This window comes from Billgrantia sulfidoxydans, assembly GCF_017868775.1.
Taxonomy (GTDB): domain Bacteria; phylum Pseudomonadota; class Gammaproteobacteria; order Pseudomonadales; family Halomonadaceae; genus Halomonas; species Halomonas sulfidoxydans.
This window is the reverse complement of the sequence record NZ_CP053381.1, coordinates 2870516-2895944: the sequence shown is the minus strand read 5'-3', so window position 1 is coordinate 2895944 and position 25429 is coordinate 2870516. Positions and strand designations below refer to the sequence as shown.

The 25429-nt window shown below is 67.8% G+C and carries 20 protein-coding genes; 11 read left to right on the top strand and 9 right to left on the bottom strand.

Annotation, left to right across the window (positions count from 1 at the left end):
* Nucleotides 1-63: 63 nt before the first annotated feature.
* Nucleotides 64-1473, bottom strand: coding sequence for an aminotransferase (locus tag HNO51_RS13410; RefSeq protein ID WP_209537635.1), 1410 nt, complete (start codon nt 1471-1473; stop codon nt 64-66).
* Nucleotides 1474-1637: 164 nt separating this feature from the next.
* Here HNO51_RS13410 and HNO51_RS13405 point away from each other — a divergent pair, with 164 nt between their 5' ends.
* The gene (locus HNO51_RS13405) at nt 1638-2891 is read left to right on the top strand and encodes a M20 family metallo-hydrolase (RefSeq protein ID WP_209537634.1); all 1254 of its coding nucleotides are present in this window, start codon (nt 1638-1640) and stop codon (nt 2889-2891) included.
* Complete coding sequence (locus HNO51_RS13400; RefSeq protein ID WP_209537633.1) at nt 2881-4380, top strand: aldehyde dehydrogenase; 1500 nt, start codon at nt 2881-2883, stop codon at nt 4378-4380. The genes HNO51_RS13405 and HNO51_RS13400 overlap by 11 nt, the downstream gene beginning before the upstream one ends.
* A 93-nt stretch (nt 4381-4473) precedes the next feature.
* Here the strand turns inward: HNO51_RS13400 and HNO51_RS13395 are convergent, their stop codons facing one another.
* Nucleotides 4474-5292, bottom strand: a complete 819-nt coding sequence (locus HNO51_RS13395) for a helix-turn-helix transcriptional regulator (RefSeq protein WP_111414303.1) — start codon at nt 5290-5292, stop codon at nt 4474-4476.
* Nucleotides 5293-5486: 194 nt separating this feature from the next.
* On the opposite strand from HNO51_RS13395, the gene HNO51_RS13390 reads away from it, so the two are divergent.
* A complete protein-coding gene (locus HNO51_RS13390) occupies nt 5487-6863 on the top strand; it encodes a DNA recombination protein RmuC (protein ID WP_209537632.1) in 1377 nt (458 codons plus the stop codon).
* A 22-nt stretch (nt 6864-6885) separates the two neighbouring features.
* Here the strand turns inward: HNO51_RS13390 and HNO51_RS13385 are convergent, their stop codons facing one another.
* The 5 genes from HNO51_RS13385 to gatC all read right to left on the bottom strand — a co-directional run bounded on the left by HNO51_RS13385 (nt 6886) and on the right by gatC (nt 12688).
* Entirely contained in the window at nt 6886-8583 is a 1698-nt protein-coding gene (locus HNO51_RS13385; RefSeq protein ID WP_209537631.1) for a methyl-accepting chemotaxis protein, read from the bottom strand.
* 221 nt (nt 8584-8804) lie between these two features.
* Nucleotides 8805-9356, bottom strand: coding sequence for a cupin domain-containing protein (locus tag HNO51_RS13380; protein WP_197447825.1), 552 nt, complete (start codon nt 9354-9356; stop codon nt 8805-8807).
* Nucleotides 9357-9413: 57 nt separating this feature from the next.
* Complete coding sequence (gatB, locus tag HNO51_RS13375) at nt 9414-10868, bottom strand: Asp-tRNA(Asn)/Glu-tRNA(Gln) amidotransferase subunit GatB (RefSeq protein ID WP_197447824.1); 1455 nt, start codon at nt 10866-10868, stop codon at nt 9414-9416.
* Nucleotides 10868-12328: an Asp-tRNA(Asn)/Glu-tRNA(Gln) amidotransferase subunit GatA gene (gene gatA, locus HNO51_RS13370; RefSeq protein ID WP_197447823.1), complete on the bottom strand. Its 1461-nt coding sequence runs from the start codon at nt 12326-12328 to the stop codon at nt 10868-10870. The genes gatB and gatA overlap by 1 nt, the downstream gene beginning before the upstream one ends.
* A gap of 72 nt (nt 12329-12400) precedes the next feature.
* Nucleotides 12401-12688 (bottom strand): Asp-tRNA(Asn)/Glu-tRNA(Gln) amidotransferase subunit GatC, encoded by a 288-nt coding sequence (gatC, locus tag HNO51_RS13365; RefSeq protein WP_197447822.1) that lies wholly within the window; start codon nt 12686-12688, stop codon nt 12401-12403.
* A gap of 181 nt (nt 12689-12869) precedes the next feature.
* On the opposite strand from gatC, the gene HNO51_RS13360 reads away from it, so the two are divergent.
* From HNO51_RS13360 to tldD, 7 genes are all read left to right on the top strand, one after another.
* A complete protein-coding gene (locus HNO51_RS13360; protein WP_104201758.1) occupies nt 12870-13907 on the top strand; it encodes a rod shape-determining protein in 1038 nt (345 codons plus the stop codon).
* A 131-nt stretch (nt 13908-14038) separates the two neighbouring features.
* Complete coding sequence (mreC, locus tag HNO51_RS13355) at nt 14039-14929, top strand: rod shape-determining protein MreC (RefSeq protein ID WP_197447821.1); 891 nt, start codon at nt 14039-14041, stop codon at nt 14927-14929.
* The gene (gene mreD / locus HNO51_RS13350; RefSeq protein ID WP_197447820.1) at nt 14929-15420 is read left to right on the top strand and encodes a rod shape-determining protein MreD; all 492 of its coding nucleotides are present in this window, start codon (nt 14929-14931) and stop codon (nt 15418-15420) included. The genes mreC and mreD overlap by 1 nt, the downstream gene beginning before the upstream one ends.
* A 13-nt stretch (nt 15421-15433) precedes the next feature.
* A complete protein-coding gene (locus tag HNO51_RS13345; protein ID WP_197447819.1) occupies nt 15434-16039 on the top strand; it encodes a Maf family protein in 606 nt (201 codons plus the stop codon).
* A 53-nt stretch (nt 16040-16092) separates the two neighbouring features.
* A complete protein-coding gene (gene rng / locus HNO51_RS13340; RefSeq protein WP_197447818.1) occupies nt 16093-17556 on the top strand; it encodes a ribonuclease G in 1464 nt (487 codons plus the stop codon).
* Between the two features lie 7 nt (nt 17557-17563).
* The gene (locus HNO51_RS13335; RefSeq protein WP_209537630.1) at nt 17564-21397 is read left to right on the top strand and encodes a YhdP family phospholipid transporter; all 3834 of its coding nucleotides are present in this window, start codon (nt 17564-17566) and stop codon (nt 21395-21397) included.
* Nucleotides 21394-22848, top strand: a complete 1455-nt coding sequence (gene tldD, locus HNO51_RS13330; RefSeq protein ID WP_197447816.1) for a metalloprotease TldD — start codon at nt 21394-21396, stop codon at nt 22846-22848. The genes HNO51_RS13335 and tldD overlap by 4 nt, the downstream gene beginning before the upstream one ends.
* Before the next feature lie 196 nt (nt 22849-23044).
* Here tldD and yjgA read toward each other — a convergent pair whose 3' ends face one another.
* Nucleotides 23045-23551 (bottom strand): ribosome biogenesis factor YjgA, encoded by a 507-nt coding sequence (gene yjgA / locus HNO51_RS13325; protein WP_197447815.1) that lies wholly within the window; start codon nt 23549-23551, stop codon nt 23045-23047.
* A gap of 149 nt (nt 23552-23700) precedes the next feature.
* Between yjgA and pmbA the strand changes: the two genes are divergently transcribed.
* Nucleotides 23701-25041 carry a metalloprotease PmbA gene (gene pmbA / locus HNO51_RS13320; protein WP_197447814.1) on the top strand — a complete coding sequence of 447 codons (1341 nt, stop codon included), beginning with the start codon at nt 23701-23703 and terminating at the stop codon, nt 25039-25041.
* A 117-nt stretch (nt 25042-25158) separates the two neighbouring features.
* Here the strand turns inward: pmbA and HNO51_RS13315 are convergent, their stop codons facing one another.
* Nucleotides 25159-25428: an HPr family phosphocarrier protein gene (locus HNO51_RS13315; RefSeq protein ID WP_197447813.1), complete on the bottom strand. Its 270-nt coding sequence runs from the start codon at nt 25426-25428 to the stop codon at nt 25159-25161.
* Nucleotide 25429 lies beyond the last annotated feature (1 nt).

Here is a 25429-nt window from a genome sequence, read left to right as displayed (position 1 = left end):
ACGATGGCTGGACCCGCCGGGAAATGTCGGGTCATGCATGCGCATGCGGCGGCTGCCGGCGGGTTACAGGTAACCGTCCTGGCGTAGCGATGTCGTGGTCGCGGTGAAGGCCTCGTCGAGGATCGCCACTACGCGATCCACCACGGCACGATCCCAGATCAGCGGCGGCGAGATGATGTTGAGGTGGCCCACCGGGCGAATGATCAGGCCGCGCTTCTGGGCCTCGGCGGCGACCCGGTCGCCGACCCGTGCCTCCACCGGCAGCAGCGCCTTGGAGGCCTTGTCGGCGACGTTCTCGATGGCCAGCATGAAGTGGCTGCCCCTCACGTCGCCGACGGTTGCATGATGCGAGAGCGTCTTGAGCTGCCGCTCCAGGTAGGGGCCCACCTCGCGTACGTTGGCGCAGATCCCCTCGCGCTCCATGATCTCGATGTTCTTGAGCGCCGCCGCGCAGCTCACCGGATGGCCGGAATAGGTGAAGCCGGTGCTCAGCACGCCGCCCTTGCGCTGGGGCGTGCCCAGCACCTCGTAGATCTCGTCGGAGATCAGGGTGGCGCCGAGGGGCGCATAGCCCGACGACAGCCCCTTGGCGCAGTTGATGATGTCCGGCTGGGTATCGAACACCGCCTCGGAGGCGAAGAAGTGACCCAGGCGACCGAAGCCGGTGACCACCTCGTCGGCAATGTAGAGGATCTCGTGGGCGCGGCACACCGCCTGCATGCGGGCGTGGTAGCCCCGAGGCGCCATCAGCACGCCGCCGGCGCCCATGATCGGCTCGGCGATGAAGGCGGCGATGTGCTCGGCGCCGATGCGCTCGATGGTCTCCTCGAGCTCGGCCACCAGATGGTCACAGTACTCCGCCTCGCTCATCCCCTTCGGCCGGCGATAGAGGTTGGCCTCGCTCAGGTGGGTGACCAGATGATCCAGGGTATCGAAGCCCCAGTTGTTGCTCTCGATGCCGGTCAGGCTCGCGGCCAGGTAGGTGGTGCCGTGGTAGGCGTTGTGGCGCGACAGGATACGCTTCTTGTTCGGCTTGCCCAGGCGGTTGAAGTAGTAGTGCACCAGGCGGACGGTGGCGTCGTTGGCCGCCGAGCCGCCGCAGCTGTAGAAGACGTGGTTGAGGTTTGCCGGGGCCAGCTCGGCGAGCTTGGCGGCGAGCTCCGCCGCCGGGGCGTTGGAGAGATTGTTGAAGGTGGAGAAGTAGGCCATGCGGGTGGCCTGCTCGGCCATGGCCTGGCCGATCTCGGCGCGGCCGTGACCCACGTTGACGCACCACAGGCCGGCGATGCCGTCGATGAAGCGGTTGCCGTGGATGTCCTCCACGTAGATGCCGTTGCTGTCGACGATCAGATCGCAGCCCTTGTCGTGGAACAGGCTGAAGTCGGTGAAGGGGTGGATGAAGTGGTCCCTGTCCTTCTGCCACAGCGCCTGGGCATCAAGGGGCCGGGGCGGAGTACGGGTAGCGGTGGTCATGGTCGGCCTCGCGTGTCCGATGTCGTTGTTGGAGTGTGCTGCGTTGAGGTCAGGGCCAGACTAGCGAGGGGGCGGAAGCGGGGAATATATCCTGATTGGGGTATATCGGTTCCGCGACGGGTCGGCCTAGGGTTGGGGTATAAAGACAAAGGGAGGCAACCTGCATGAGCGTTTCCATCGACGGCCAGCGGCTCTGGTCGAGCCTGATGGCCATGGCCGAGATCGGTCCCACGGAAAACGGCGGCAGCTTCCGCTTGGCATTGACCGAGGAGGACGCCGCCGGTCGGCGCCTGCTGATCGAATGGTGCGAGGCGCTCGGCTGCACGCTGCGCACCGATCGGGTCGGCAATCTCTTTCTCCGTCGCCCTGGCAAGCGCGACGACCTCGATCCGGTGGCCACCGGCAGCCATCTCGACACCCAGCCCAAGGGCGGACGCTTCGACGGCATCCTCGGGGTGCTGGCGGGGCTCGAGGTATTCCGTACCCTGCATGACCGGGGCATCGTCACCGAGCGCCCGCTGGAGCTGGTGGTGTGGACCAACGAGGAGGGCAGCCGCTTCGCCCCGGCCATGGTGGCCTCCGGCACCTATGCCGGCGAATTCAGTGTCGAGTCGACCCTGGCTCGCAAGGATCGCGACGGCGTCTCCTTCGGCGAGGCGCTGTCCGCCTGCGGCTTCGCCGGCGAGCTGCCGGTGGGCGAACCGCGACTCGATGCCTTCTTCGAGCTGCACATCGAGCAGGGGCCGGTGCTGGAGGAGGAGCAAGAGGCCATTGGCGTGGTCACCGGCGTGCAGGGCATGCGCTGGTTCGACGTGACCCTGCGGGGCCAGTCGGCCCATGCCGGGCCCACGCCGATGCGCTATCGCCACGATGCCCTGGCCTCCGCGGCGCGCCTGATCGATCGCCTTCAGGCGCTGGCCATGGCGGACGGCAGCGGCGCCACCAAGGTGACCTTCGGCTGCTTGGAGATCGACAGCCCCTCGCGCAACGTGATTCCCGGCGAGGTGCGCCTGAGCGTGGACCTGCGCCATGTCGACGAGGGTGAGCTGGACGCCCTGGAGGCCCGCTATGACCGGGAGCTGGCCGCCGCGGCCGAGGCCTTCGGCGTGGAAGCGGCCAGCGAGCGCATCTGGGCGTCGCCGGTGGTCAACTTCGACGCCGGCTGTATCGAGGCCGTCGAGCGCGCTGCCCGCGCCCAAGGGGTGCCATACCGGCGGATGATGAGCGGTGCCGGTCATGATTCGGTCTACGTGTCGCGGGTGGCGCCGACCTCGATGATCTTCATTCCCTGCCGCGACGGCATCAGCCACAACGAGGCCGAGTACGCCACGCCGGAGCACTGCGCCTTGGGCGCCCAGGTACTCTGCGATGCCCTGCTGGAACGCGCCAACCGTCAAGGAGTACGCCATGAGCATTGAGATACCCACCACCCTGGCTGACTGGCAGGCCCGGGCCGCCGAGCTTTCTTTCGAATCGCGGGCCTTCATCGACGACGCCTTCGTCGCGGCCGAAAGCGGCGACACCTTCGAGTCGCGCAATCCGGCCACCGGCGAGATCCTCGCCCAGGTGGCGAGCTGCGACGAACCCGACGCCGCGCGCGCCGTGGCGGCGGCGCGCCAGGCCTTTGCCGGCGGCGCGTGGTCGCGCCTGGCGCCGGCCAAGCGCAAGAAGACCCTGCTGCGCCTGGCCGACCTGATGGAGGCCCACAAGCACGAGCTGGCGCTGATCGACACCCTCGACATGGGCAAGCCCATCTCGAGCTCGCTGGGCGACATGGCCGGCGCCATCGGCTGCATTCGCTACCAGGCCGAGTGCATCGACAAGCTCTACGGCGAGGTGGCGCCCACCGGCGAGGAGACCCTGGCCCTGGTGCTGCGCGAGCCCATCGGCGTGGTGGCGGCCATCGTGCCGTGGAACTTCCCGCTGATGATGACCGCCTGGAAGATCGCCCCGGCGCTGGCCGCCGGCAACAGCGTGATCCTCAAGCCCTCGGAGAAGTCGCCGCTCTCCGCGCTGCGCCTGGCCCAGCTGGCCCAGGAAGCCGGCCTGCCCCAGGGCGTGTTCCAGGTGCTGCCGGGCTTCGGCCACACCGTGGGCAAGGCCCTGGCGCTCTCCCACGAGGTCGACTGCCTGGCCTTCACCGGCTCCACCGCGGTGGGCAAGCAGCTGATGCAGTACGCCGGGCAATCCAACCTCAAGCGGGTCTACCTGGAGTGCGGCGGCAAGTCGCCCAACATCGTCTTCGCCGACTGCAAGGACCTCGACCGGGTAGCCAGCCACGCCGCCGCGGCGATCTTCCACAACCAGGGCGAAGTGTGCATCGCCGGCTCCCGGCTGCTGGTGGAGAACACGATCCGCGACGACGTCGTCGAGCGGGTGCTGAAAGCCGCCGAGAACATGCAGCCGGGCGACCCGCTGGACCCGCAGAGCTTCATGGGCGCCATGGTCGATGAAGCGCAATATCGGCGGGTGCTGGACTTTATCCGCCAGGGAGTGGAGGAGGGGGCAACGCTCAGGACGGGCGGTGTGCCGCTCGACGGGCCGGGCTACTTTATCCCGCCCACGGTGTTCGACGGCGTGACCCCGACCATGACCATCGGTCGCGAGGAGATCTTTGGCCCGGTGCTGGCGGTGTTCGGCTTCGACAGCGAGGAAGAGGCCGTGGCCATGGCCAACGACACGCCCTACGGCCTGGCCGCGGGGCTCTGGAGCCAGGACATCGACCGCATCCTGCGCGTGACGCGGCGCCTGCAGTCGGGCCAGGTGTTCGTCAACAACTGGGCCGGCGGTGACCAGACCATGCCCTTCGGCGGGGTCAAACAGTCGGGCAACGGGCGCGACAAGTCGCATCATAGCCTGGAGGAGTATTCCGAACTGAAGAGCGTGTGGATGTCGCTTTCGCTCTGAGGGCTCACCACGACAGGCTACCGACATCGCCTGTTAGGAAATCCTCGACTTGCCGGTTCCCCATGTCCGGGGGGCCGGCTTTTTTTTCGCGTCTCAGACCGCCTGCTGGCGCGACACCAGCGCCACATGATCGAGGAACAGCCGGAACAGTTGCGACTGGCTGGAGACCTCGAGACGCTGATAGATGTGCTTGCGGTGTACCTTCACGGTGCCGTCGCTGATGTCGAGTTCCCGGGCCGCCGATTTCGTCGAATGGCCGGCCAGCAGCAGACGCACGATCTCCTGTTCCCTTGCCGTCAGCACCGCGGCGCCGAAGCTGGCAAGCGCGGCTTCCACCGGTTCCTGCTCCGCGAGACGCTGCTGGAACTGACTTCCCTGCCATTTCCAGTACTCGGTCAGCAGGGCCTCGGCAATGGGCGATACGTAGCGCAACGCCTGCAGCGCGCGGCGGGTCAAGGGTGGCGACTTCGTCCCGAAGCCGAGCGACACGGCGATCACCACCTCCGCCTCGACCCGGCAGAAAATGCCGACTTCATCGACCAGGCCCAAGGCACGATAGTAGTGGGCGTAGTACTCACTGGCTTCGAAGCGATCCGGGGCCAGCTCGCGCAGGCGATGGGCACCCTGGTCCAGGCCATTGCTCACTGCGGCGAAGAAGGGATCGAGCAGATAGGCCTGGCTCAGGTAGCGCTCGACGCCCTGCTCGTGGCGGTGTGGCGGGTAGTCGTCGTGGATCAGCAGCGGTTGCCGACGACCCCGATAGGCGTTGATCAGCACGGTTTCGTGACCCACCAGCTCGCGCAGGGATTGATCGAGCCTGGCGGGGAAGTCGGGAGTCGCCGCCGTGCGCAGCAGGCGAGCCAGCTGCTGGTGCCAGGCATGGCTTTCGGAGCGGGCAAGGAAATCGAGCATGGGTAGGTGCGTCAGTAGAGCCTGGCTTTCACGATAGCATGACCCTGCGTTGACGCCTGGATGCCGTTCGTTGATGGCTGAGCGGACGAAGAAACGATGAACGATGCCAGGTGGGATGCGATGCAGGCCGTGACAAACTCGGCGGTATTGAGGAGACTTGCGAGCTATCCCTTTGCTGCAGCAGGAGAATGCCCTTGACCGATCTCACCACGCTGCTGGCCGCTCTTCCTCTGGGCTACGTCATGGCACTGACTGCGCTGCTGGCGTTTCTGCTCGCCTTCGGCCTGGCCGGCCTGCTTGCCGGGCGGCAGCGCGGCGTCGAGCGGGAGCGGCATGCGGCCATTCACGCCGAGCTTCGCGAGCGGCTCACCGAGCGTGAGCAGCGCCTCGAGCAGCTTCAGCGCGAACTGGGCGAGGTGCAGGTACGCGAGGCGCGCCTGGCCACCACCCTGGAGCAGAAGCAGCAGCACTTCGAGGCGCAACTGGCCCTGCTGCGCGACAGCCGCGACCAGCTGCGCCAAGAGTTCGAGAACCTCGCCAACGAGATTCTCGAACGCAAGGGGCGCGCCTTCTCCGAACTCTCCCAGCAGCGCATCAGCGGGCTGCTGCAGCCGATCCAGGCCGAGATGAAGGGCTTTCGCGAGAAGGTCGAGACGATCCACCGCCACGACACCGAGCAGCGCGCCGGGCTGCGCGCCGAGCTCAGGCACCTGCAGGCGCTCAATCGTGAGATCACCGACCAGGCCGAGCGCCTCACCCAGGCGCTGCAGGGGCAGAAGAAGGTGCAGGGCAACTGGGGCGAGCTGATGCTCGAGAACGTGCTCGAGGGCTCCGGCCTGCGCTCTGGCAAGGACTACCAGCGCGAGGTCAGCTTCACCACGGCCGAGGGGCGCCGGCGGCCCGACGCGGTGGTCTACCTGCCCCAGGGGCGCCACCTGGTGATCGACGCCAAGACGTCGCTGGCCGCCTACGTGCGCTACGTCAACGCCGAGGACGAGCGTGAACGCGAGCTGGCCCTGGCGGCCCATGCCACGGCGGTGGGCGAGCGTATCAATGAGCTGGCCGACAAGCACTACTACGACCTGCCGGGGCTCAACTCGCCGGACGTGGTGATCATGTTCGTGCCGGTGGAGTCGGCCTACGTCGAGGCGCTCAAGTACGACGAGACCCTCTACCAGCGCGCCATCGAGCACAACGTGCTGGTGGCCACGCCGACCACGCTGCTGACAAGCCTCAACATCGTGCGCCAGCTGTGGCGCTTCGAGGACCAGAGCCGCCACAGCGCCGAGCTGGCCAATCGTGCCGAGCGGTTCTACAACAAGCTGCGCCTGTTCCTCGAGAGCATGCAGGAGGTGCAGGCGAAGCTCGACGGCGCCCGCGACAGCTACGACCGCGCCATGGGGCAACTGGTCAACGGTCGTGGCAACCTGATCAAGCAGGCCGCCGAATTCCAGGAACTGGGGGTGGCGGTGAAGAAGGAGCTGCCCGCCGAGCTGGTCGAGCGGGCCGGGCTGGAGCTCGAAGCTGAACGCCCCCGCCAGGCGCTGCCTGACGGGGGCGGACGAAGCTAGGGATTCCCAGCCAAGCGGGGGCTTAGAAGTTGGCCCACTCCGGCTGACGCTCCGTCGCGGCGAGCTGCAACTGGCGCATGATGGGCCGTGGTGCGGTAAGCATCACTTCGTTCGTCGCACCTTGGCCATCGGTGCGAGCAGTGTTCGGCAGTTGGAAGGCTGCCATGGCCGTCATCAGCTGTCGCGCATGCTGGCGCAGGTTGTCGGCTGCCGTGGCGCTCTCGCCCACGAGCGTAGCGTTCTGCTGGGTGACCCTGTCCATCTCGGCTACGGCGGTCCCGGCTTCCTGGACACCGGCACTCTGTTCGACGCTGGCCTGGCTAATCTCGCGCATCAGTTGGCTGACTCGTGCGATGGCTTCAACGATTTCCTCGGTGGCCTGGCGGGCCTCGGCGGCGCGGGTGTTGCCACTCTTCACACGCTCCACATTGCTGGTGATCAGCTCATTGATCTCCTTGGCGGCATCGGCGCTCTTCTGGGCCAGCTTGCGCACTTCTGCGGCAACCACGGCGAAGCCACGCCCGTGCTCACCTGCCCGGGCCGCTTCCACCGAGGCATTGAGCGCCAGGATATTGGTCTGGAAGGCAATATCATCAATGGTAGAGATGATGCTGGCGATCTCTCCGGCGCTCCTGTCGAGCTCGTTCATGGTAGCCGCCATCTGCTCTACCGCTACGCCACCCTGGCGTGCCGTGTGCGAAGCGCTTTCGGCCTCGCGGCTGGCCTGGCCGGCGTTCTCGGTATTCTGAACCACGGTGCCGTTAAGCTCCTCCATGGCCGAGGCGGTCTGCGTCAGGGCGCTGGCCTGCTGCTGGGTACGCGAGGCGAGATCGGTATTGCCTTCGGCGATCTGCTCGCTGTTGCTGGCCACTGCCTCGGCGGCGGCTCGTACCTGGGCGACGATTTCCTGTAGCTGGCGTGCCATGCCGACCTGGGCGGCCATGATGCTGTGTTCGTCGTTCTTGCGCAGGCGGCCGGCCGTGGCCAGCTCTCCACGGCCGATCGCCTCGGCAAAGGCGCGCACCTCATGCGGCTCGGCGCCCAGCTCGCGCAGCAATTGGCGGGCGAGAAGATAGGCAATGCCGCCACCCAGGAGCATTGCCGCGAGACACAGGGCCAGCATCAGCATCTGGAATCCGGCGGCGGTATCGCGTGCCAGGGCGGAATCGGCGGCGCTTTCGGCCTCCTGATGGTCGATGAAGGCGTTGATGCTGTCGAGCCAGGCGAAGAAGGCCGGACCGGCGGCGCTGAGCAGCCGTTCCCTGGCTGCGGCGAAATTCCCCTGTTCACGCTGTTCCATCACTTCGGCCGCGATGCGCTGGGTGGCTTCGGCCTGGCGCTCCACGGCGGCAAGCAGCTCCTGCTCCCGTGGCGTGACGCTTTCGCGCGTCATTTCGTTCATGCCGTTGGCGGCGAGTCGATAGTCATCGGCCAGAGCCCGGTAGTCGCGCTGCAGCGCCGCCAACTCCGGCTGTGTCTCGACCAGGGTCATGTCGCGCAGCAGGATGGCGCGGTCATGCACGCTGCCCCGCCAGTCGATGGCGTGGCGCAGCTTGACGCCATTGATGTCGTTGATGGTGGTGAGGCTGCGGTCGATACGGTTGACCTGCACGATGCCGATGGCAGTGAGCAGTACGATCAGGGCGAGCACGGCGGAAAAACCGAGAAGCAATCGAGTGCGGATACCGAGGCGGGCAAGGCTGGCGTTCGTGGCCTTCATGGTTGTCGTTCCTTCTGCGTGGAGGAGCTCGTAGGGAGGGCTCTTGTTGTACAAGTCGCACTCTATATCTTGTACAAACAATGTACAATTATTTGACGCTATTTGCGCCATAGCCTCGCAGCCACCGCGATATTCTCTGGCTTGGATAGAAATAAAAAAAACCTGCCGCAAGGGCAGGTTCTCGAAAACTTGTACAGGATGGGTGGTGCTGATCCGTCAGGCTAGAAGGTTCGCGCCGGCGTGCAGCAGCTCACCAGCCGGCAGGCTTCGCTGCCGGGGTTGCGAAAGCGGTGGGGAACGTTGGTGTCGAAGTAATAGGCCTCGCCGGGGCCGAGCAGGCGGGTCTCGGCGCCGATGGTGATCTCGATCTCGCCCTCGAGCACCACGCCGGCCTCCTCGCCCTGGTGGGCGATCATCTCGCGGCCGGTATCGGCGCCGGGCGGGTAGGTCTCGATCATGAAGGCCAGGGCGCGGCTGGCGCGATTGGCGCCGACCAGCTTGTAGACGACTTCGCCGCTACCCACGTCGGCCAGTTCCTCGGCCGAGTAGAAGACCTGGTTGCGGCTCTCCATGTCCATGGTGAAGAAATCGCCGACGCTGATGGGGATGGCGTCGAGGATCTTCTTCAGCGAACTGACCGACGGGCTGACCTTGCCCTGTTCGATCAGCGACAGGCTGGAGTGGGTGACACCGCAGCGCTTGGCCAGCTCGCGCTGGGAAATGCCGCGCAGGGTGCGCAGCGCACGCAGACGTGTGCCTACATCATCCGACATGCTGTTTCCTCGTCGTGGGGAGCCGGCGCTGTCGCTGACACGACAGCGCCTTGTGACCTAGCAGAGCGCGTCCAGCTTTTCCTTCAGCAGCGCATTGACCTGCTGCGGATTGGCGGTGCCGCGCGAGGCCTTCATCACCTGACCGACAAAGTAACCGATCATCTTGCCGCGCTTGTCCGGTTCGGCATCGCGGTACTGGGCCACCTGGGCCGGGCTGTCGGCGATGACCTGGTCGATCATCGCCTCGATGGCACCGCTGTCGGTGACCTGCTTGAGCCCCTGGGCCTCGATGATGTCGTCGGCGCTTGCACCTTGACCGTTCCACAGCGCCTGGAACACCTGCTTGGCGGCCTTGCCGTTGATGGTGTCGTCGATGACCCGCACAATCAGCTCGCCGAGCTGGCGGGCCGACACCGGGCTGTCCTTGATCGACAGGTTCTCACGGTTCAGGGCTCCAGAGAGTTCGCCCTGGACCCAGTTGGCGGCCTGCTTGGCATCGCCACAGACGTCCCTCACCTCGTCGAAGTAGTCGGCCATCTCGCGGGTGGCGGAGAGCACGCTGGCATCGTAGGCGGAGAGTCCCAGCTCGTTCTCGAAGCGGGCGCGCTTCTCGGCGGGCAGCTCCGGCAGGTTGTCGCGCAGGTGGTCGATATAGGCCTGGTCGAGTACCACCGGCAGCAGGTCGGGGCAGGGGAAGTAGCGATAGTCGTTGGCTTCCTCCTTGGTGCGCATGCTGCGGGTCTCGTCGCGCTCGGGATCGAACAGGCGCGTCTCCTGCACCACCTTGCCGCCCTCCTCGAGCAGCTCGATCTGGCGCTCCACCTCGAAGGCGATGGCACGCTCGACGAAGCGGAAGGAGTTGACGTTCTTGATCTCGGCACGGGTGCCGAAGGCCTCCTGTCCCCTGGGGCGCACCGAGACGTTGACGTCACAGCGCATCGAGCCCTCGGCCATGTTGCCGTCGGAGATGCCGAGATAGGTGACGATGGAGTGGATCGCCTTCAGATAGGCGGCGGCCTCTTTCGCCGAGCGCATGTCGGGCTCGGAGACGATCTCGAGCAGCGGCGTGCCGGCGCGGTTGAGGTCGACGCCGGTCATGCCATGGAAGTCCTCGTGCAGCGACTTGCCGGCGTCTTCCTCGAGGTGCGCGTGGTGGACGCGAATCGGCTTGGTCGTGCCGTCATCCAGGGTGATCTCGACCACACCGGCACCGACAATGGGCTGGTACATCTGGCTGGTCTGGTAGCCCTTGGGCAGGTCGGGGTAGAAGTAGTTCTTGCGATCGAAGACCGAAACCTCGGGGATCTCGGCATGAATCGCCAGGCCGAACTTGACCGCCATGGCCACGGCGGCCTCGTTGAGCACCGGCAGAACCCCGGGCAGGCCCAGGTCGACGGCACAGGCCTGGGTGTTGGGCTCGGCGCCGAAGGCGGTGGAGGCGCCGGAGAAGATCTTCGAACGGGTGGCGAGCTGGACGTGGACCTCCAGCCCGATCACGGTTTCCCATTGCATCAGGCGTTCTCCTCGGCGAAGGCGGGGCGTTGACGGTGCCAGTCGGTGGCCTGCTGGAACTGATGGGCGACGTTGAGCAGGCGCGCCTCGGTGAAGTGGCTGCCCAGTATCTGCAGCCCGATGGGGCGGCTGCCGGCGAAACCGGCCGGTACGCTCATGCCGGGAATGCCCGCCAGGTTGATGGCAATGGTGTAGATGTCCTGCAGGTACATCGAGACCGGGTCCTTCTTGGCGCCGAGGTCGAAGGCCGGCGTGGGCGAGGCCGGGCCCATCAGCACGTCGACCTCCTCGAAGGCGTCGAGGAAGTCCTGGCGGATCAGGCGGCGAACCTGCTGGGCCTTCTTGTAGTAGGCGTCGAAGAAGCCTTCGGAAAGCGTATGGGTGCCGATCAGGATACGGCGCTTGACCTCGTCGCCGAAGCCCTCGGCGCGGCTGCGCTTGTACAGGTCGATCAGGTCGGCGGGGTTGTCGCAGCGATGACCGAAGCGTACGCCATCGAAGCGCGACAGGTTCGACGAGGCCTCGGCCGGGGCGATGACGTAGTAGGCCGGGATCGCGTAGTGGGTGTGCGGCAGGCTCACCTCGCGCACGCTGGCGCCGAGCGACTCGTACACCTTGATGGCGTCGCGCACCGCCGCCTCCACCTGCGGATCGAGGCCGTCGCCGAAGTACTCGCGGGGCAGGCCGATCTTGAGGCCGGCGAGGGGCGTGTCGAGCTCCTCGGTGTAGTCGGGCACGCCGCGCGCCACGCAGGTGGAATCGCGCAGGTCGTGGCCGGCCATGGCCCCCAGCAGCAGCGCGCAGTCCTCGGCGGAGCGGGCCATGGGGCCGGCCTGGTCGAGGCTCGAGGCGTAGGCGATCATGCCGTAGCGCGACACCCGCCCGTAGGTGGGCTTGAGTCCGGTGATGCCGCAGAAGGCGGCGGGCTGGCGGATCGAGCCGCCGGTGTCGGTGCCGATGGCAGCCGGCACCAGGCCGGCGGCCACCGCCGCCGCGCTGCCGCCCGAAGAACCGCCGGGTACCGCGGCGAGATCCCAGGGGTTCTTTACCGCACCGTAATGGCTGTTCTCGTTGGAGGAGCCCATGGCGAACTCGTCCATGTTGGTCTTGCCCAGGCTGACGGTACCGGCGGCCTTGAGCTTCTCGACCACGGTGGCGTCGTAGGGCGAGATGAAGTTGTCGAGCATCCGCGAGCCGGCGGTGGTCTTGATGTCCTGGGTGCAGAAGATGTCCTTCAGCGCCAGGGGCAGGCCGGTCAACGGGGCTGTCTCGCCCGCGGCGCGCGCCTTGTCGGCGGCCTCGGCGGCGGCCAGGGCCTGGTCGTAGGTAACGGTGACGAAGCTGTTCAGCTCGCCGTCGAGGCGGTCGATGCGGCCCAGCAGGTGCTGGGTCAGTTCGCGGCTGGAGAACTCGCCGGCGTCGAGCGAACGGGCCAGTTCGGCCAGGGTCTTGTCATGCATGCGGCATGGCTCCATGAAGGCGTGCCGTGAGAGAGAAAGTGGGTCCAGAGGTGACCGACGGGCGGTCGGGGCTCATTCGACGACGCGAGGCACGAGGTAGAGCCCGTTCTCCACGGCCGGCGCGCAGCGCTGGAAGCGGCCGCGCTGGTCGCTTTCGGTGACTTCGTCGGCGCGCAGGCGCTGGGTGACGTCGAGCGGGTGAGCCAGCGGCGCGACGCCCTCGGTGTCGAGCCCCTGGAGCATGTCGACCATCTCGAGAATGCGGCCTAGGTCGTCCACGTAGCGGGCGGCTTCGTCGTCGGTCAGGCCGAGGCGGGCCAGATGGGCGGCCCGCTGCACGTCTGCGTGTTCAAGCGCCATGAGCTGAGTGTCCTCGCACGGATTGGGAGTGTTATGCACAGCAGGAAAAGGTACCATATCCGGCGCGTGGCGGGCACTCTTCTCGCACCCGCGGCGGCGCCATGTCGCTTGCTGCACGGGGGCCGCGATGATACCGTTTGCCTCCGCACTGGTCCCCGGTCTGCACTAGGTAACGACGTCCATGTTCAAACGCTTGAGGGGGCTGTTCTCCAGCGATCTTTCCATCGATCTGGGTACGGCCAATACACTGATTTATGTCCGCGGTCGCGGTATCGTGCTCGATGAGCCGTCGGTAGTGGCCATTCGCCAGTCCGGCAACATGCGCAGCGTGGCCGCGGTCGGCGCCGATGCCAAGCGCATGCTGGGCCGTACGCCGGGCAACATCACCGCGATTCGGCCGATGAAGGACGGCGTCATTGCCGACTTCACCGTCACCGAGCAGATGCTGCAGCACTTCATCCGCAAGGTGCACCAGAGCACCTTCCTGACGCCGAGCCCGCGGGTGCTGGTCTGCGTGCCCTGCATGTCGACCCAGGTCGAGCGCCGCGCGATCAAGGAATCCGCCGAGGGCGCCGGTGCGCGCGAGGTGTTCCTGATCGAGGAGCCCATGGCCGCTGCCATCGGCGCCGGCCTGCCGGTGGACGACGCCCAGGGCTCGATGGTGGTGGACATCGGTGGCGGGACCACCGAGATCGCCATCATCTCGCTCAACGGCGTGGTCTACTCCGAGTCGATCCGCGTCGGCGGCGACCGCTTCGACGAGGCCATTTCCGCCTACGTGCGGCGCCACTACGGCAGCCTGATCGGCGAGGCCACCGCCGAGCGCATCAAGGAGGAGATCGGCTGCGCCTACCCCGGCGGCGAACTGCGCGAGATCGACGTGCGCGGGCGCAACCTGGCCGAGGGCATCCCGCGCAGCTTCACCCTGAATTCCCACGAGATTCTCGACGCCCTGCAGGAGACGCTCTCCTCGATCGTCGCCGCGGTCAAGAGCGCGCTGGAGCAGTCACCGCCGGAACTCGCTTCCGACATCGCCGAGCGTGGCCTGGTGCTGACCGGTGGTGGCGCCCTGCTGCGCGACCTCGACAAGCTGATCGCCGAGGAGACCGGCCTGCCGGTGATCGTGGCCGAAGACCCGCTGACCTGCGTGGCGCGTGGGGGTGGCAAGGCGCTCGAGATGATCGATCGCCACACCTTCGAGCTGCTCTCGAGCGACTGACGCTGGCGCCAGACCGCCTACCAGTGCGAATCGACGGATGAACAGGCGCGGCCAGCCGACGTGCTGCGCCCGGTGCGGGGGGAACGTCTATTAAACCGCTGTTCTCGCACGGTTCTGTGCCCGGTTACCGCATGCTGCTGTGTGCGGTGGCCGCTTCTGCCTTGATGTTCGTCGATCACCGCTTTACCCGTATGGAAGAGGTCCGAGCGCAGCTGACCACCGTCGTGGCGCCGATCCAGTGGCTGGTCGCCGTGCCCAGCGACATTCTGGCCTGGGGGTCGCTGGCGCTTTCCGACCAGCGTGGCCTGGTGGAGGAGAACCGCCGGCTGCGCGAGCAGATCCTGCACCTGTCGCACCGGGTGCAGCACATGTCGAGCCTGACAGCGGAGAACGTGCGCCTGCGCGAGCTGCTGGGTGCCGCGGCGCGCTCGGAGGCGGAGTACATCACCGCCGAGCTGCTCTCCCTGGACTCCGACCCGTTCACCCACCAGATGGTGATCGATCGCGGGCGTCGCAATGGCGTCTACGTGGGCCAGCCGGTGCTGGATGCCTCGGGGCTGGTGGGGCAGGTGACGGCCGTTTCGGCCTACTCCAGCCGGGTGCTGATGGTGGCGGATGCCAGCCATGCGCTGCCGGTCCAGGTCAATCGCAACGGGCTGCGCTTCGTGCTGCAGGGCAGCGGCCAGTACGACTCCCTGCGCGTCGTGCACGTGCCCGACACGGCCGACATCCGCGAGGGGGATCTGCTGGTGACCTCCGGGTTGGCCGGGCGCTTCCCGCCGGGGTATCCGGTGGCAAGAATCACCGAGGTGGTGCACGACCCGGGTCAGCCCTTCGCCCGGGTGACGGCCGAGCCGGTGGCGCGCCTGCAGCGTTCGCGACACTTCCTGCTGATCTTCCCGCCCGAGCCGGCGCCGGTCCCGGAGGATGAGATGTGGGATCGCGAACTGCCCGAACCCGAGGAGAGCGAGGGGGGCGAGGTCGACGCCTCCCTCCTTCCCGCCACGGAGGAGCAGAGCTGATGCCGAGCGGACCGCGAACGCCTCTGGCCTGGGTGTGGGTCACCCTGCTCCTGGCGCTGTGCCTGCAGGTGATGCCGCTGGCCGAAGGCTGGCAGATCTGGCGTCCCGACTGGCTCGGCCTGATGCTGATCTACTGGTGCATGGCCACGCCCGACCGGGTCGGTGTGCTGCACGGCTTCGTGCTCGGCATCCTGCTCGATCTCATCGAAGGCGCCCCGCTGGGCCAGAACGCCTTGACCCTGTCGCTGCTGGCCTTCCTCTCGGCGCTGGTCTATCCGCGCTTTCGCACCTACTCCCTGGTCCAGCAGGCGCTGCTGATCCTGGTGCTGCTGGGGCTGGTGCAGCTGGTCGAGCAGTGGCTGCGTACCCTGTTCGGCCCCTTCTCGATGCACCTCGCCTTCCTGCTGCCATCGCTCATCGGCGCGGCGCTGTGGCCTTGGCTGGTCACCATGTTCCAGGCGCTGGAACGTCGCCTGCTGAGTCACGACTGATGGAGCGGCTCCCATGACCGAGGCGTCGAGCCCTGCCGTACTGTGTCTGGCGTCGGCCTCGCCGCGGCGGCGCGAGCTGCTGGCCAGCATTGGCGTGGCGGCCGAAGTGAGGCCGGTCGACATCGACGAGTCACCACTTGCCGGAGAGCGCCCGGAAGCCTATGTCGTGCGTCTGGCGCGGGACAAGGCGGTGGCGGGAGGACGGCTCACCACGCTGCCGACGCTGGGTTCGGATACCGCCGTGGTATGCGACGGCCGGATTCTCGGCAAGCCTGCCGACCGCGCCGAGGCGGCCGCCATGCTGCGCCTGCTGTCGGGGCGCGCTCACGAGGTGCTTACCGCCGTGGCCGTGACGGGGCCTGCCGGCCTGCTCGACGCCTGCGTGGCCACGCGGGTGTGCATGCGCCGGATCGACGAAAGGGAGATGGCGGCCTACTGGGCTACCGGTGAGCCGGCCGACAAGGCGGGCGGCTACGCCATCCAGGGGTTGGCGGCGATCTTCGTCGAACGCATCGAGGGCAGCCACTCGGCGGTGGTCGGGTTGCCGCTGTTCGAGACGGCGCGGCTGCTCGAACGACAGGGCGTGCCGCTGTGGCACGCAGTCGGTAATGCTGTCTAGCCGCATCACTATGTCATAATGCGGCGAAGACTGAACTGGACAAGGACCTCCGCATGAGCGGCGAAGTACTGATCAACCTGACGCCGATGGAAACCCGCGTGGCGGTGGTGGAGAATGGCGTGCTGCAGGAGGCGCTGATCGAGCGGACGCGCCGACGCGGCATCGTCGGCAATATCTACAAGGGTCGCGTGGTGCGGGTGCTCCCCGGCATGCAGGCGGCCTTCGTCGATATCGGCCTCGATCGTGCGGCCTTCATCCATGCCCACGAGGTGATGCCGCCCGGCACCCCGCCGGAGGAGCAGGCGTCCATCGGCCAGCTGCTGCACGAGGGCCAGGCTCTGGTGGTCCAGGTCACCAAGGACCCCATCGGCACCAAGGGAGCGCGGTTGACCACCCATCTCTCGGTGCCGTCGCGCTACCTGGTGTACATGCCCGACTCCCCCCATCATGGCGTCTCCCAGCGCATCGAGGATGAGCGCGAGCGCGAGCGTCTGCGCGAGCTGCTCGAGCTCTGTCAGACCGAGCAGGAGATCGAGATCACCGGCGGCTTCATCGTGCGCACGGCAGCGGAGAACGTGGGCAAGGAGGAACTCTATGCCGACATGCATTTTCTCCTGCGGCTGTGGCGCAAGGTCAGCGAGCGCAAGGTGACCGCGCCGGCACCCAGTGTCATCTACGACGACCTGCCGCTGTTCATCCGCACCCTGCGCGACCTGATGCGCGACGAGATCGAGAAGGTGCGCATCGACTCGCGGGAGAACTACGTCAAGCTGCTCGAGTTCGCCGAGGAGTTCATGCCGGATTCCTCGGCGCGTATCGAGTACTACCCCGGGGAGCGGCCGATCTTCGACCTCTACAGCGTCGAGGACGAGATCCAAAAGGCGCTGGGGCGCAAGGTGCAGCTCAAGTCCGGCGGCTACCTGGTGATCGACCCCACCGAGGCGATGACCACCATCGACGTCAATACCGGCGGCTACGTGGGCCATCGCAACCTCGAGGAAACCATCTTCAAGACCAACCTCGAGGCGGCCAACGCCATCGCCCGCCAGCTGCGCCTGCGCAACCTCGGCGGCATCATCATCATCGACTTCATCGACATGGAGGACCCGGAGCATCAGCGCCAGGTGCTGCGGGTGCTCGAGAAGGCGCTGGAGCGCGATCACGCCAAGACCAAGTGCACCGGCGTCACCGAGCTGGGGCTGGTACAGCTGACGCGCAAGCGTACCCGTGAAAGCCTGGAGCAGACCCTGTGCGAGTCGTGCCCCACCTGCAGCGGCCGCGGCACCCTGAAGACCGCCGAGACGGTATGCTACGAGATCTTCCGCGAGATTCTGCGTGAAGAGCGCGCCTACAACGCCGAAACCTACATGGTGTTGGCCTCTCAGCCGGTGGTGGATCGGCTGCTCGACGAGGAGTCCGCGGCCGTGGCCGACCTGGAGGCGTTCATCGGCAAGACCATTCGCTTCCAGGTCGAGAGCCACTACTCCCAGGAGCAGTACGACATCGTGCTGATGTGAGGGTCCGATGCCTCCTTCACGCCGGATAGGACGCTGGGCCCTCACCCTGCTGGCCGTGGTGCTGACGCTTGTCGCCGTGCTCGTGGTGGCACTGCGGCTCGTCCTGTCCCAGGCCGACCAGGTGGCGCCACGCGTCGAGCGGTTGCTCGCGGCGCGCACGGGTGCGGCGGTTCAGTTGCGTGAGTTCGATGCCAGGCTGGCCCGGCTCGACCCGGTGATCGAGGGGCGCGGGCTGTCGCTCAGCACCCGGGCCGGGAGTGCCGGCCTGCCGCTGCTGGAGGTCGAGCATGCACGCCTGCGGCTCGATACCTCGGCGAGCCTGCGCAACGGCGTGCCGGTGGTCGCCGATGCCCGCATGAGCGGGATGACGCTGCATCTCTACCAGGACGAGCAGGGCGGGTGGCACTGGCCGGACCCGGCCCAGATCCCCCCCGAACTGCTGGAAGGTGAATTCCACCTCGAACAGCTCGACGCCTGGGTCGGGCTACTGCTGCGCCAGCGAGCCTGGGTGGACAACGTGCGGCTGGTACTGCACGGCCGCGAGCGCCGGGTCGAGATGCTGGCGCCGCGGCTGCTGCTCACCGGTGACGAGCGCCGAGCGCATCTGGAGGGCGAGGTGCACCTCGAGGGGCAGGAGGAGGCCACGCTGCAGGCCGCGCTGGAGGTCTTCCCGGGACCTACCGGTTTTCGCGATTTCAGCGCGGCCCTTCAGGCCAGGATGAAGCTCGGCACGCTGATCGACCTGGTCGAGGTATTCACTCCCGACGATCCCCTGCGGCTGGAGGACGCCAGCGGCGACGTCACCCTGTGGGGGCGCTGGCACCGCGGTGAGCTGGCCGATGCACGCGTCGACATCGACGTGCCCCGGCTGGCGCTGCGTCGCAACGACGAGCCGATCGTGCTGGAACCGTTCAAGGCGCGCGGCCAGTGGCTGCGCAACGACGAGGGTTGGCAAGCCTGGCTGCAGGGCGATGCTGCCGCTGCCGACTGGGCCGAACCGCGCGAGCTCGAGCTCGAGCACGAGCCGGCCCTGCCGCATTTCTGGCATGTGCGCAGTGACGCCGAGGGCTGGTGGCTGACCACCAGCCGCTTCGAGCTGGCTTCGCTGGCTGCCTGGCGCGAGCGCATTCTGCTGCCCGAGGGGCTGGTGCGCACCATCGACGCCCTGGATCCTCGCGGCCTGGTGGCGGGGCTCGGAGTCGGGCGGCGTGACGGCCATTGGGTCGCCCAGGCCGCCGTGCACCAGGTCGAAGTGGAGCCCTGGGATGAGGTGCCGGGCGGTGGCCCGCTCGATGCCTGGGTCGAGGCGCGGGATCTTTCGGGGCGCGTCGAGTTCGTCGGCGTGGGTGAGCCGACGTTCAAGGTGCCGCAGCTCTACCAGGCACCGATGGCGCTCTCCCATGCCAGCGGCGAGGTGCGCTGGACCTACGAGGGGCCGCGCACCTTCGTCAGCGGGCGCCGGCTCGAGGCGGGCTGGCAGGGGGCCGAGGTGGAGGGGAGCTTCGGCCTGGCGCTCGGCGGCGATGTGCACGGGGGCCTGGGGCTCGATCTGCGCTTTCGAGATGCCGATGCCCTGGAGCGGCCGCTGGAGGAATGGCTGCCCGGCGATGTGCTGGGGGAGGAACTGCATACCTGGCTCTCCGCGGGGGTGGCCGGGCGCGTGCCGTCGGGTGAGCTCAAGCTGCACCTGCCGCTGCGGCGTGGCGGCAGCGGCCTCGAGCCGCGCCTGCAGCTCGACCTCGAGATCGAGGAGGGGCGCCTGGCGTTCGATCCCGAGTGGCCGGCGATCGAGTCCCTCGAGGGGCGGCTCACGGCGGGTATCGGCACCCTCGAGGCCGAGGTGGACCATGCCGTGAGCCTGGGCGTCGAGGCGGGCAACGGACGGGTCTTCCTCGAGGATGAGATGCTGAGGGTGAGCGGCGACCTGACGGCCGACGGCGACGCCCTGCACCGCTACCTGCGTGCCGTACCCGTCGACGGCATGCAGCAGCAGGTGGACGACTGGCGCGGCGAAGGGCGGGCCACCGGTCGGATCGAGCTGGCCACGAGGCTCGGCGACGAGGAGGGGTTTCGTCTCGATCTCGACACCGAGGTGGCCCTGGAGCGACTCGACTACCTGCCGCTGGACGTGCCTTTCGAGGACGTTCACGGCCCCCTTGCCTGGCGTCAGCAAGACGAGGAGGGCGGGCTCGTGGGCCAGTTGGAGGCACGCCTGTGGGGTGGTCCGGCCCAGGCCGAGATCGACACCCTTGCCGGTCATGCCGACCTCAACGGCTCCGCCGAGATCGCCAGCGTGCTGCAGCGCTACGAGATCGGCGACCTCACGGCCAGGGTCTCGGGGCGCCTGCCCTGGCGTGGCCGGTTCTCGCTCGGCGAAGCGCGCAACAGCTTTCGTTTCGACAGCAGCCTGGAGGGGGTCGCCATCGACCTGCCGGCGCCGCTGGGCAAGACGGCGGGCGAGACGCGCCCGCTGTGGGTGCAGGCCGACCTCGACCAGCAGCGGGTGGAGGCCGAGCTGGGCGGCGATACGCGCCTGCGCTGGCGAGGCGTGCCGTGGTCGGAGCTGGGCCAGGGGCAGTTCTGGATGGGACGGCTGCCGGAGTCTCCCGAGTGGCCCGAACAGGAGGGCTGGACCGGGACTCTCTACCAGTCACGGCTCGACCCGGTTGAGTGGGGCGAGGCACTGGCGCCGCTGCTATCGGGCGGGCGCGCGACCGCGAGGGAGGGGGCCTCGCCACTGCGTCTGCTGCGGGTGGAAACCGCCTGTCTCGCTGGGCCGGACACCTGCCTTGGCGTCATGAGCGCCGAGGCGCGTCCGCAAGTCGGCGGCGGCTGGCGCGTCGGGCTGCAGGGCGACCTGCTCGAGGGCATCCTCGATTATCGGCCTTCCCTCTCCGCGCCGTTGGATATCGCGCTCGAGCACCTGACCCTCGACGACCTGCTGTCGGCCCGGGTGGAGGACGCCGGCAACCTGCTCGAGGAGCTCGACGTGCCGCCCGACCCGGCGCCTCTGCCCGGCTGGCTCACCGAGCTGCCCGATGGCCGCCTGCGGATCGCCGACATCCTCTACCAGGGGCGGCGTATCGGCCCGCTGACCGCTCGCTGGGAGGGCGGGCCGCAGCGGCTGCGGGTGGCACCGCTGGGGCTGACCCTGGGCCAGGTCTCGGCGCGGGGGGAGCTTGTTTGGGAGTCGGCCGGCGCCGGCGACAGCCTGACCCGCTCGCGGATCGATCTCGACGGGCGCGACCTGGGCACGGCGCTGGAGAGCCTCGGCCAGCCGGTCTCGATCCGCAGCAACGAGACCCGGGTGCGCAGTCAGCTGGCCTGGCCGGGTGCCCCCTGGCAGTTCGCCCTGGCGCGCTCACGCGGCAGCGTCGAGGTCGAGCTGCGCGACGGCCGTTTCGCCTACCTCGAGTCACCCACGGCACGGCTGGTGGGTCTGCTCAACGTCGACAACCTGCTGCGCCGGCTGCGCATGGATTTTTCCGACGTCACCGGCCAGGGCACGGCTTTCGATCGAGTGAGCGGGGCTGCTACCCTGTATGAAGGCGTGCTGGAGACCAATGGCCCGGTGACGATAGACGGCCCGGCGACCTCCTTCACCCTGGACGGCACCGTCGATCTCTTCCGGCGGGAGCTGGATCAGCGCCTGGGGGTCACGGTGCCCGTCAGCAGTAGCCTGCCGCTGGCCGCGGTGATTGCCGGGGCGCCGGTGGTGGGCGGCGCGCTGTTCATCGCCGACCGGCTCTTCGGCAGAGCCATCGACCGGGTCACCCGAATTCACTATCGCGTGCGGGGTCCTTGGATCTCGCCGGATATCACACTGGAAACCGCCGAATGACGACATCTTCCCCGTTCATGCTCGATACCGCCGCCGAGATCCTGCTGCACCCCGGCGGGCTGGATATCGATGCGCTCGATGCCGGCCTCGGCCATGTGCTGACGGCCGGCGTCGACTATGCCGACCTGTACTTCCAGCGGAGCTGGCATGAGAGCTGGGTCCTCGAGGACGGCGAGGTCAAGGAGGCCGGCTACAACATCGACGGCGGTGTCGGCGTGCGCGCCATGGCGGGAGAGAAGACGGGCTTCGCCTACTCCAACCAGATCACCGCCGACGCCTTGGCCGAGACCGGGCGGACGGCGTCGGGCATCGTGCGCAGCGGCGCGACCCTGCCGGCCGGCTCGCGGGTCGTGAGCCAGGCCGCGCCGCGCTATGCCTCGATCGATCCCTTGGCGGGCCTCTCGGCCGAGGAGAAGATCGCCCTGCTCAAGCAGGCCGACCGCGTAGCGCGGGCCGCCGATCCGGCGATCAGCCAGGTCAGCGCATCCCTGACCGGCGTGCACGAGGTCGTGCTGGTACGCGCCAGCGACGGCACCTTGGCGGCGGACATTCGGCCGCTGGTGCGCTTCAACGTCAGCGTCATTGCGGTCAGAAACGGCAGGCGTGAGCGTGGCAGTGCCGGTGGCGGCGGGCGCTATGCCATGTCGCGGCTGCGCGATGACAACGTGGCCGAGCGCTTCGCCAGGGAGGCTGTGCGCCAGGCGCTGGTCAACCTGGAGGCGGTCGACGCCCCGGCCGGCCAGATGCCGGTGGTGCTCGGCCCCGGCTGGCCGGGGATCCTGCTGCACGAGGCGGTGGGCCACGGCCTGGAGGGTGACTTCAACCGCAAGGGCAGCTCCGCGTTCGCCGGGCGCATGGGGCAGCGTGTTGCCGCGCGGGGCGTGACGGTGGTGGACGATGCCACCCTGGCCGATCGCCGCGGCTCCATGAGCGTGGACGACGAGGGCACGCCGGGGCAGTACACCCCGCTGATCGAGGACGGCATCCTCACCGGCTACATGCAGGACAAGCTCAACGCCCGGCTGATGGGCATGCGGCCCACCGGCAACGCCCGGCGCGAGTCGTTCGCCCACATGCCGATGCCGCGCATGACCAATACCTACATGCTGGCCGGCCAGGACGATCCGGCCGACATTCTCGCCAGCGTCAAGCGGGGCATCTATGCGGTCAGCTTCGGCGGCGGCCAGGTGGACATCACCTCGGGCAAGTTCGTGTTCTCGGCCAGCGAGGCCTACCTGATCGAGGACGGCAGGATCACCGTGCCGGTGAAGGGCGCGACGCTGATCGGCAACGGGCCGGAGGCGATGGGGCGGGTGTCGATGATCGGCCACGACCTGGAGCTCGACACCGGGATTGGCGTCTGCGGCAAGGAGGGGCAGGGCGTGCCGGTGGGCGTCGGCCAGCCGACGCTGAAGCTGGATGAGCTTACGGTAGGCGGAACTGCCTCCTGAGTGAAGCAAGAGTCTCGTAACTGTGCCTATAGCGGCGGCGAGGGGGGCGCAGGGGGCAGGCTGGAGGGGAGGTCCTACGCCATGGATGGCGTAGGTAGCGCCCAGGGAAGGGGTTACAGCGCCTCCTCGGAAGCCTGCCGCCGCGACCCCGTGAAGCCAGGCGGTCGGTCGCAGACTGTGTCCTGGGCCTGCGCTTTTACAAACCGGCCGTATCGCGGATCAGCCGGAACAGTTTGCGTGCATTGGCGGGGGGCTTGCCCCGTTCGCGCTCGCTCTTGGCGTTGCGGATCAGCTGGCGCAGCGCCTGACGGTCGACGTCGGGATGCTCCTCGATGAACGCCTCGACGGCGCCGTCGCCCTCGTCGATCAGGCGGTCGCGCCACTTCTCGAGGCGGTGGAAGGCCAGATCGCGCCGGCGGGCCTCCTGCTCGATCTCGTCGAACACGGCCTGTATCGCCTCGAGGTCCTCGCGCCGCATCAGCTTGCCGACGTACTGCATGTGGCGCCGGCGCCCCTCGTGGGAGCGGATGCGCGCGGTTTCCTCGACCGCTGCCAGCATGTCCTCGGAGAGCGGGAAGCGGGCGCGTTCGGCGGGACTCATGGCGATGATTTGCTCGCCCAGCGCCTGCAGGGCATGCATCTCGCGCTTGAGCTGGGACTTGCTGGGTCTTTCATCGGAGGAAGAGGGAATATCCTGGGTCATGCCGCATCCAAGTAGTGAGAGGGTCAGCGCTAGCCTGGCCATCGAGAGATGAATAGGTTCGATGACAGCAGTATATCAGTCCGTCGTGCTACGGCGGGAACAGACGCGTACGGAGACCGGCACGGCCGGTGAATGAGGGAGAGAGACACATGAGCAAGGCTTTCGATGCCGCCGCCCAGCAGGCGCTGCTGGAGTCCCGTGCCGAGCAGGCGTTGTCCCTGGCTCGGCATCTGGGGGCCGATGCCTGTGAGGTGGGGGCCAGTGTCGATCAGGGCGTCGGCATCAGCGTACGTGAAGGGGAGGTGGAGTCCGTCGAACTCTCTCGCGACCAGGGGGTTGCCGTGACGGTCTACCTGCGCGGGCACAAGGGCAGCGCCTCCTCCACCGATGCCGGTGACGCCTCGATCCGTGAGGTCGTGGAAAAGGCCATGGCCATCGCGCTCTACACCGGGGAAGACCCCGCGGCCGGGCTGGCCGACCCTGAACTGATGGCGACCGACCTGCCGGATCTCGACGTGCACCATCCCTGGCCGCTCTCCACCGAGCAGGCCATCGAGCTGGCACTGGCCTGTGAAGCGGCCGGGCGCGGCGAACCCGGTATCCGTCAATCCGAAGGCGCCTCGCTCTCCAGCGGCGAGGGAGTGCGGGTCTATGCCAACAGTCATGGCTTCCTCGGCAGTCAGCGTGGTAGCCGCCATTCGCTCTCGTGCATGTTGATCGCCGAGGACGCGGGCGGCATGCAGCGCGACTATGACTACACCAGTGCGCGCAACCCCCGCGACCTGCTGGCCGCAGAGGAGGTGGGCAAGCGCGCGGCCGAGCGCACCCTGCGCCGCCTGGGCGCACAGCGCCCCGTGACCGGGCGCCTGCCGGTGCTGTTCGATGCCAGCGTCGCCAGCGGCCTCGTCGGCCACCTGATGAGTGCCATCGCCGGCGGTGCGCTCTTTCGCCAGGCGTCTTTCCTGTGCGACCGGCTGGGCGAGCCGCTGTTTCCCGACTGGTTCAGCCTGGGGGAGCGACCCATGGAGCGTGGCGCCATGGCCAGCTCGCCGTTCGACAACGACGGCGTGCAGACCCGCGACAACGTCTTCGTCGAGGAGGGCCGCCTGGCCAGCTACATGCTGTCGGCCTACAGCGCGCGGCGTCTTGGCATGCAGACCACCGGCAACGCCGGCGGCGCACGCAACCTGCGCATCGCCGCACCGCTCGAGTCGCGCGAGGCGCTGCTCGCCCGCATGGGTCGGGGCGTGCTAGTCACCGAACTGATGGGGCAGGGGGTCAACGGCGTGACCGGCGACTATTCGCGTGGGGCGGCCGGCTTCTGGGTGGAGAACGGCGAGATCCGACATCCGGTGGAGGAGTTCACCATCGCCGGCAACCTCGAGGCAATGTACAAGGGGCTGCTGGCCGTGGGCAATGACATCGACACTCGCGGCAGCATCCATACCGGCAGCTGGCTGATCGACGAGATGACCGTGGCCGGTAGCTGAATGGGATGAGCTTCCTATCCCTTGCCGCCTGGCCGGCGCCATGAGCGAGCGATGGCCAGGCCAGGCGAAGCCCGACGAGCAGGCTTCAACGCCGCATGGACGAGCGCAGCCATTCCTCTAGGTATCCTCTTCGAAGCGGGCCTCGAAGAGGGCCTCGATCGCTTCCAGCGCCGCTTCGGCATCTTCGCCCTCGGCGCTGACCTCGAGTTCGGTGCCGCAGGGAGCCCCCAGCATCAGCAGCGCCATGATATTGCTGGCATCGGCCTGCTGCGGCCCGCGGTTGACGAGCACGCGCGCGCTGAAGGGCTGGCAGCACTGGACCAGCTTGGTGGCAGCGCGGGCATGGAGGCCGCGTTTGTTGGTCAGGGTCAGCTTGCGGCAGGGCACA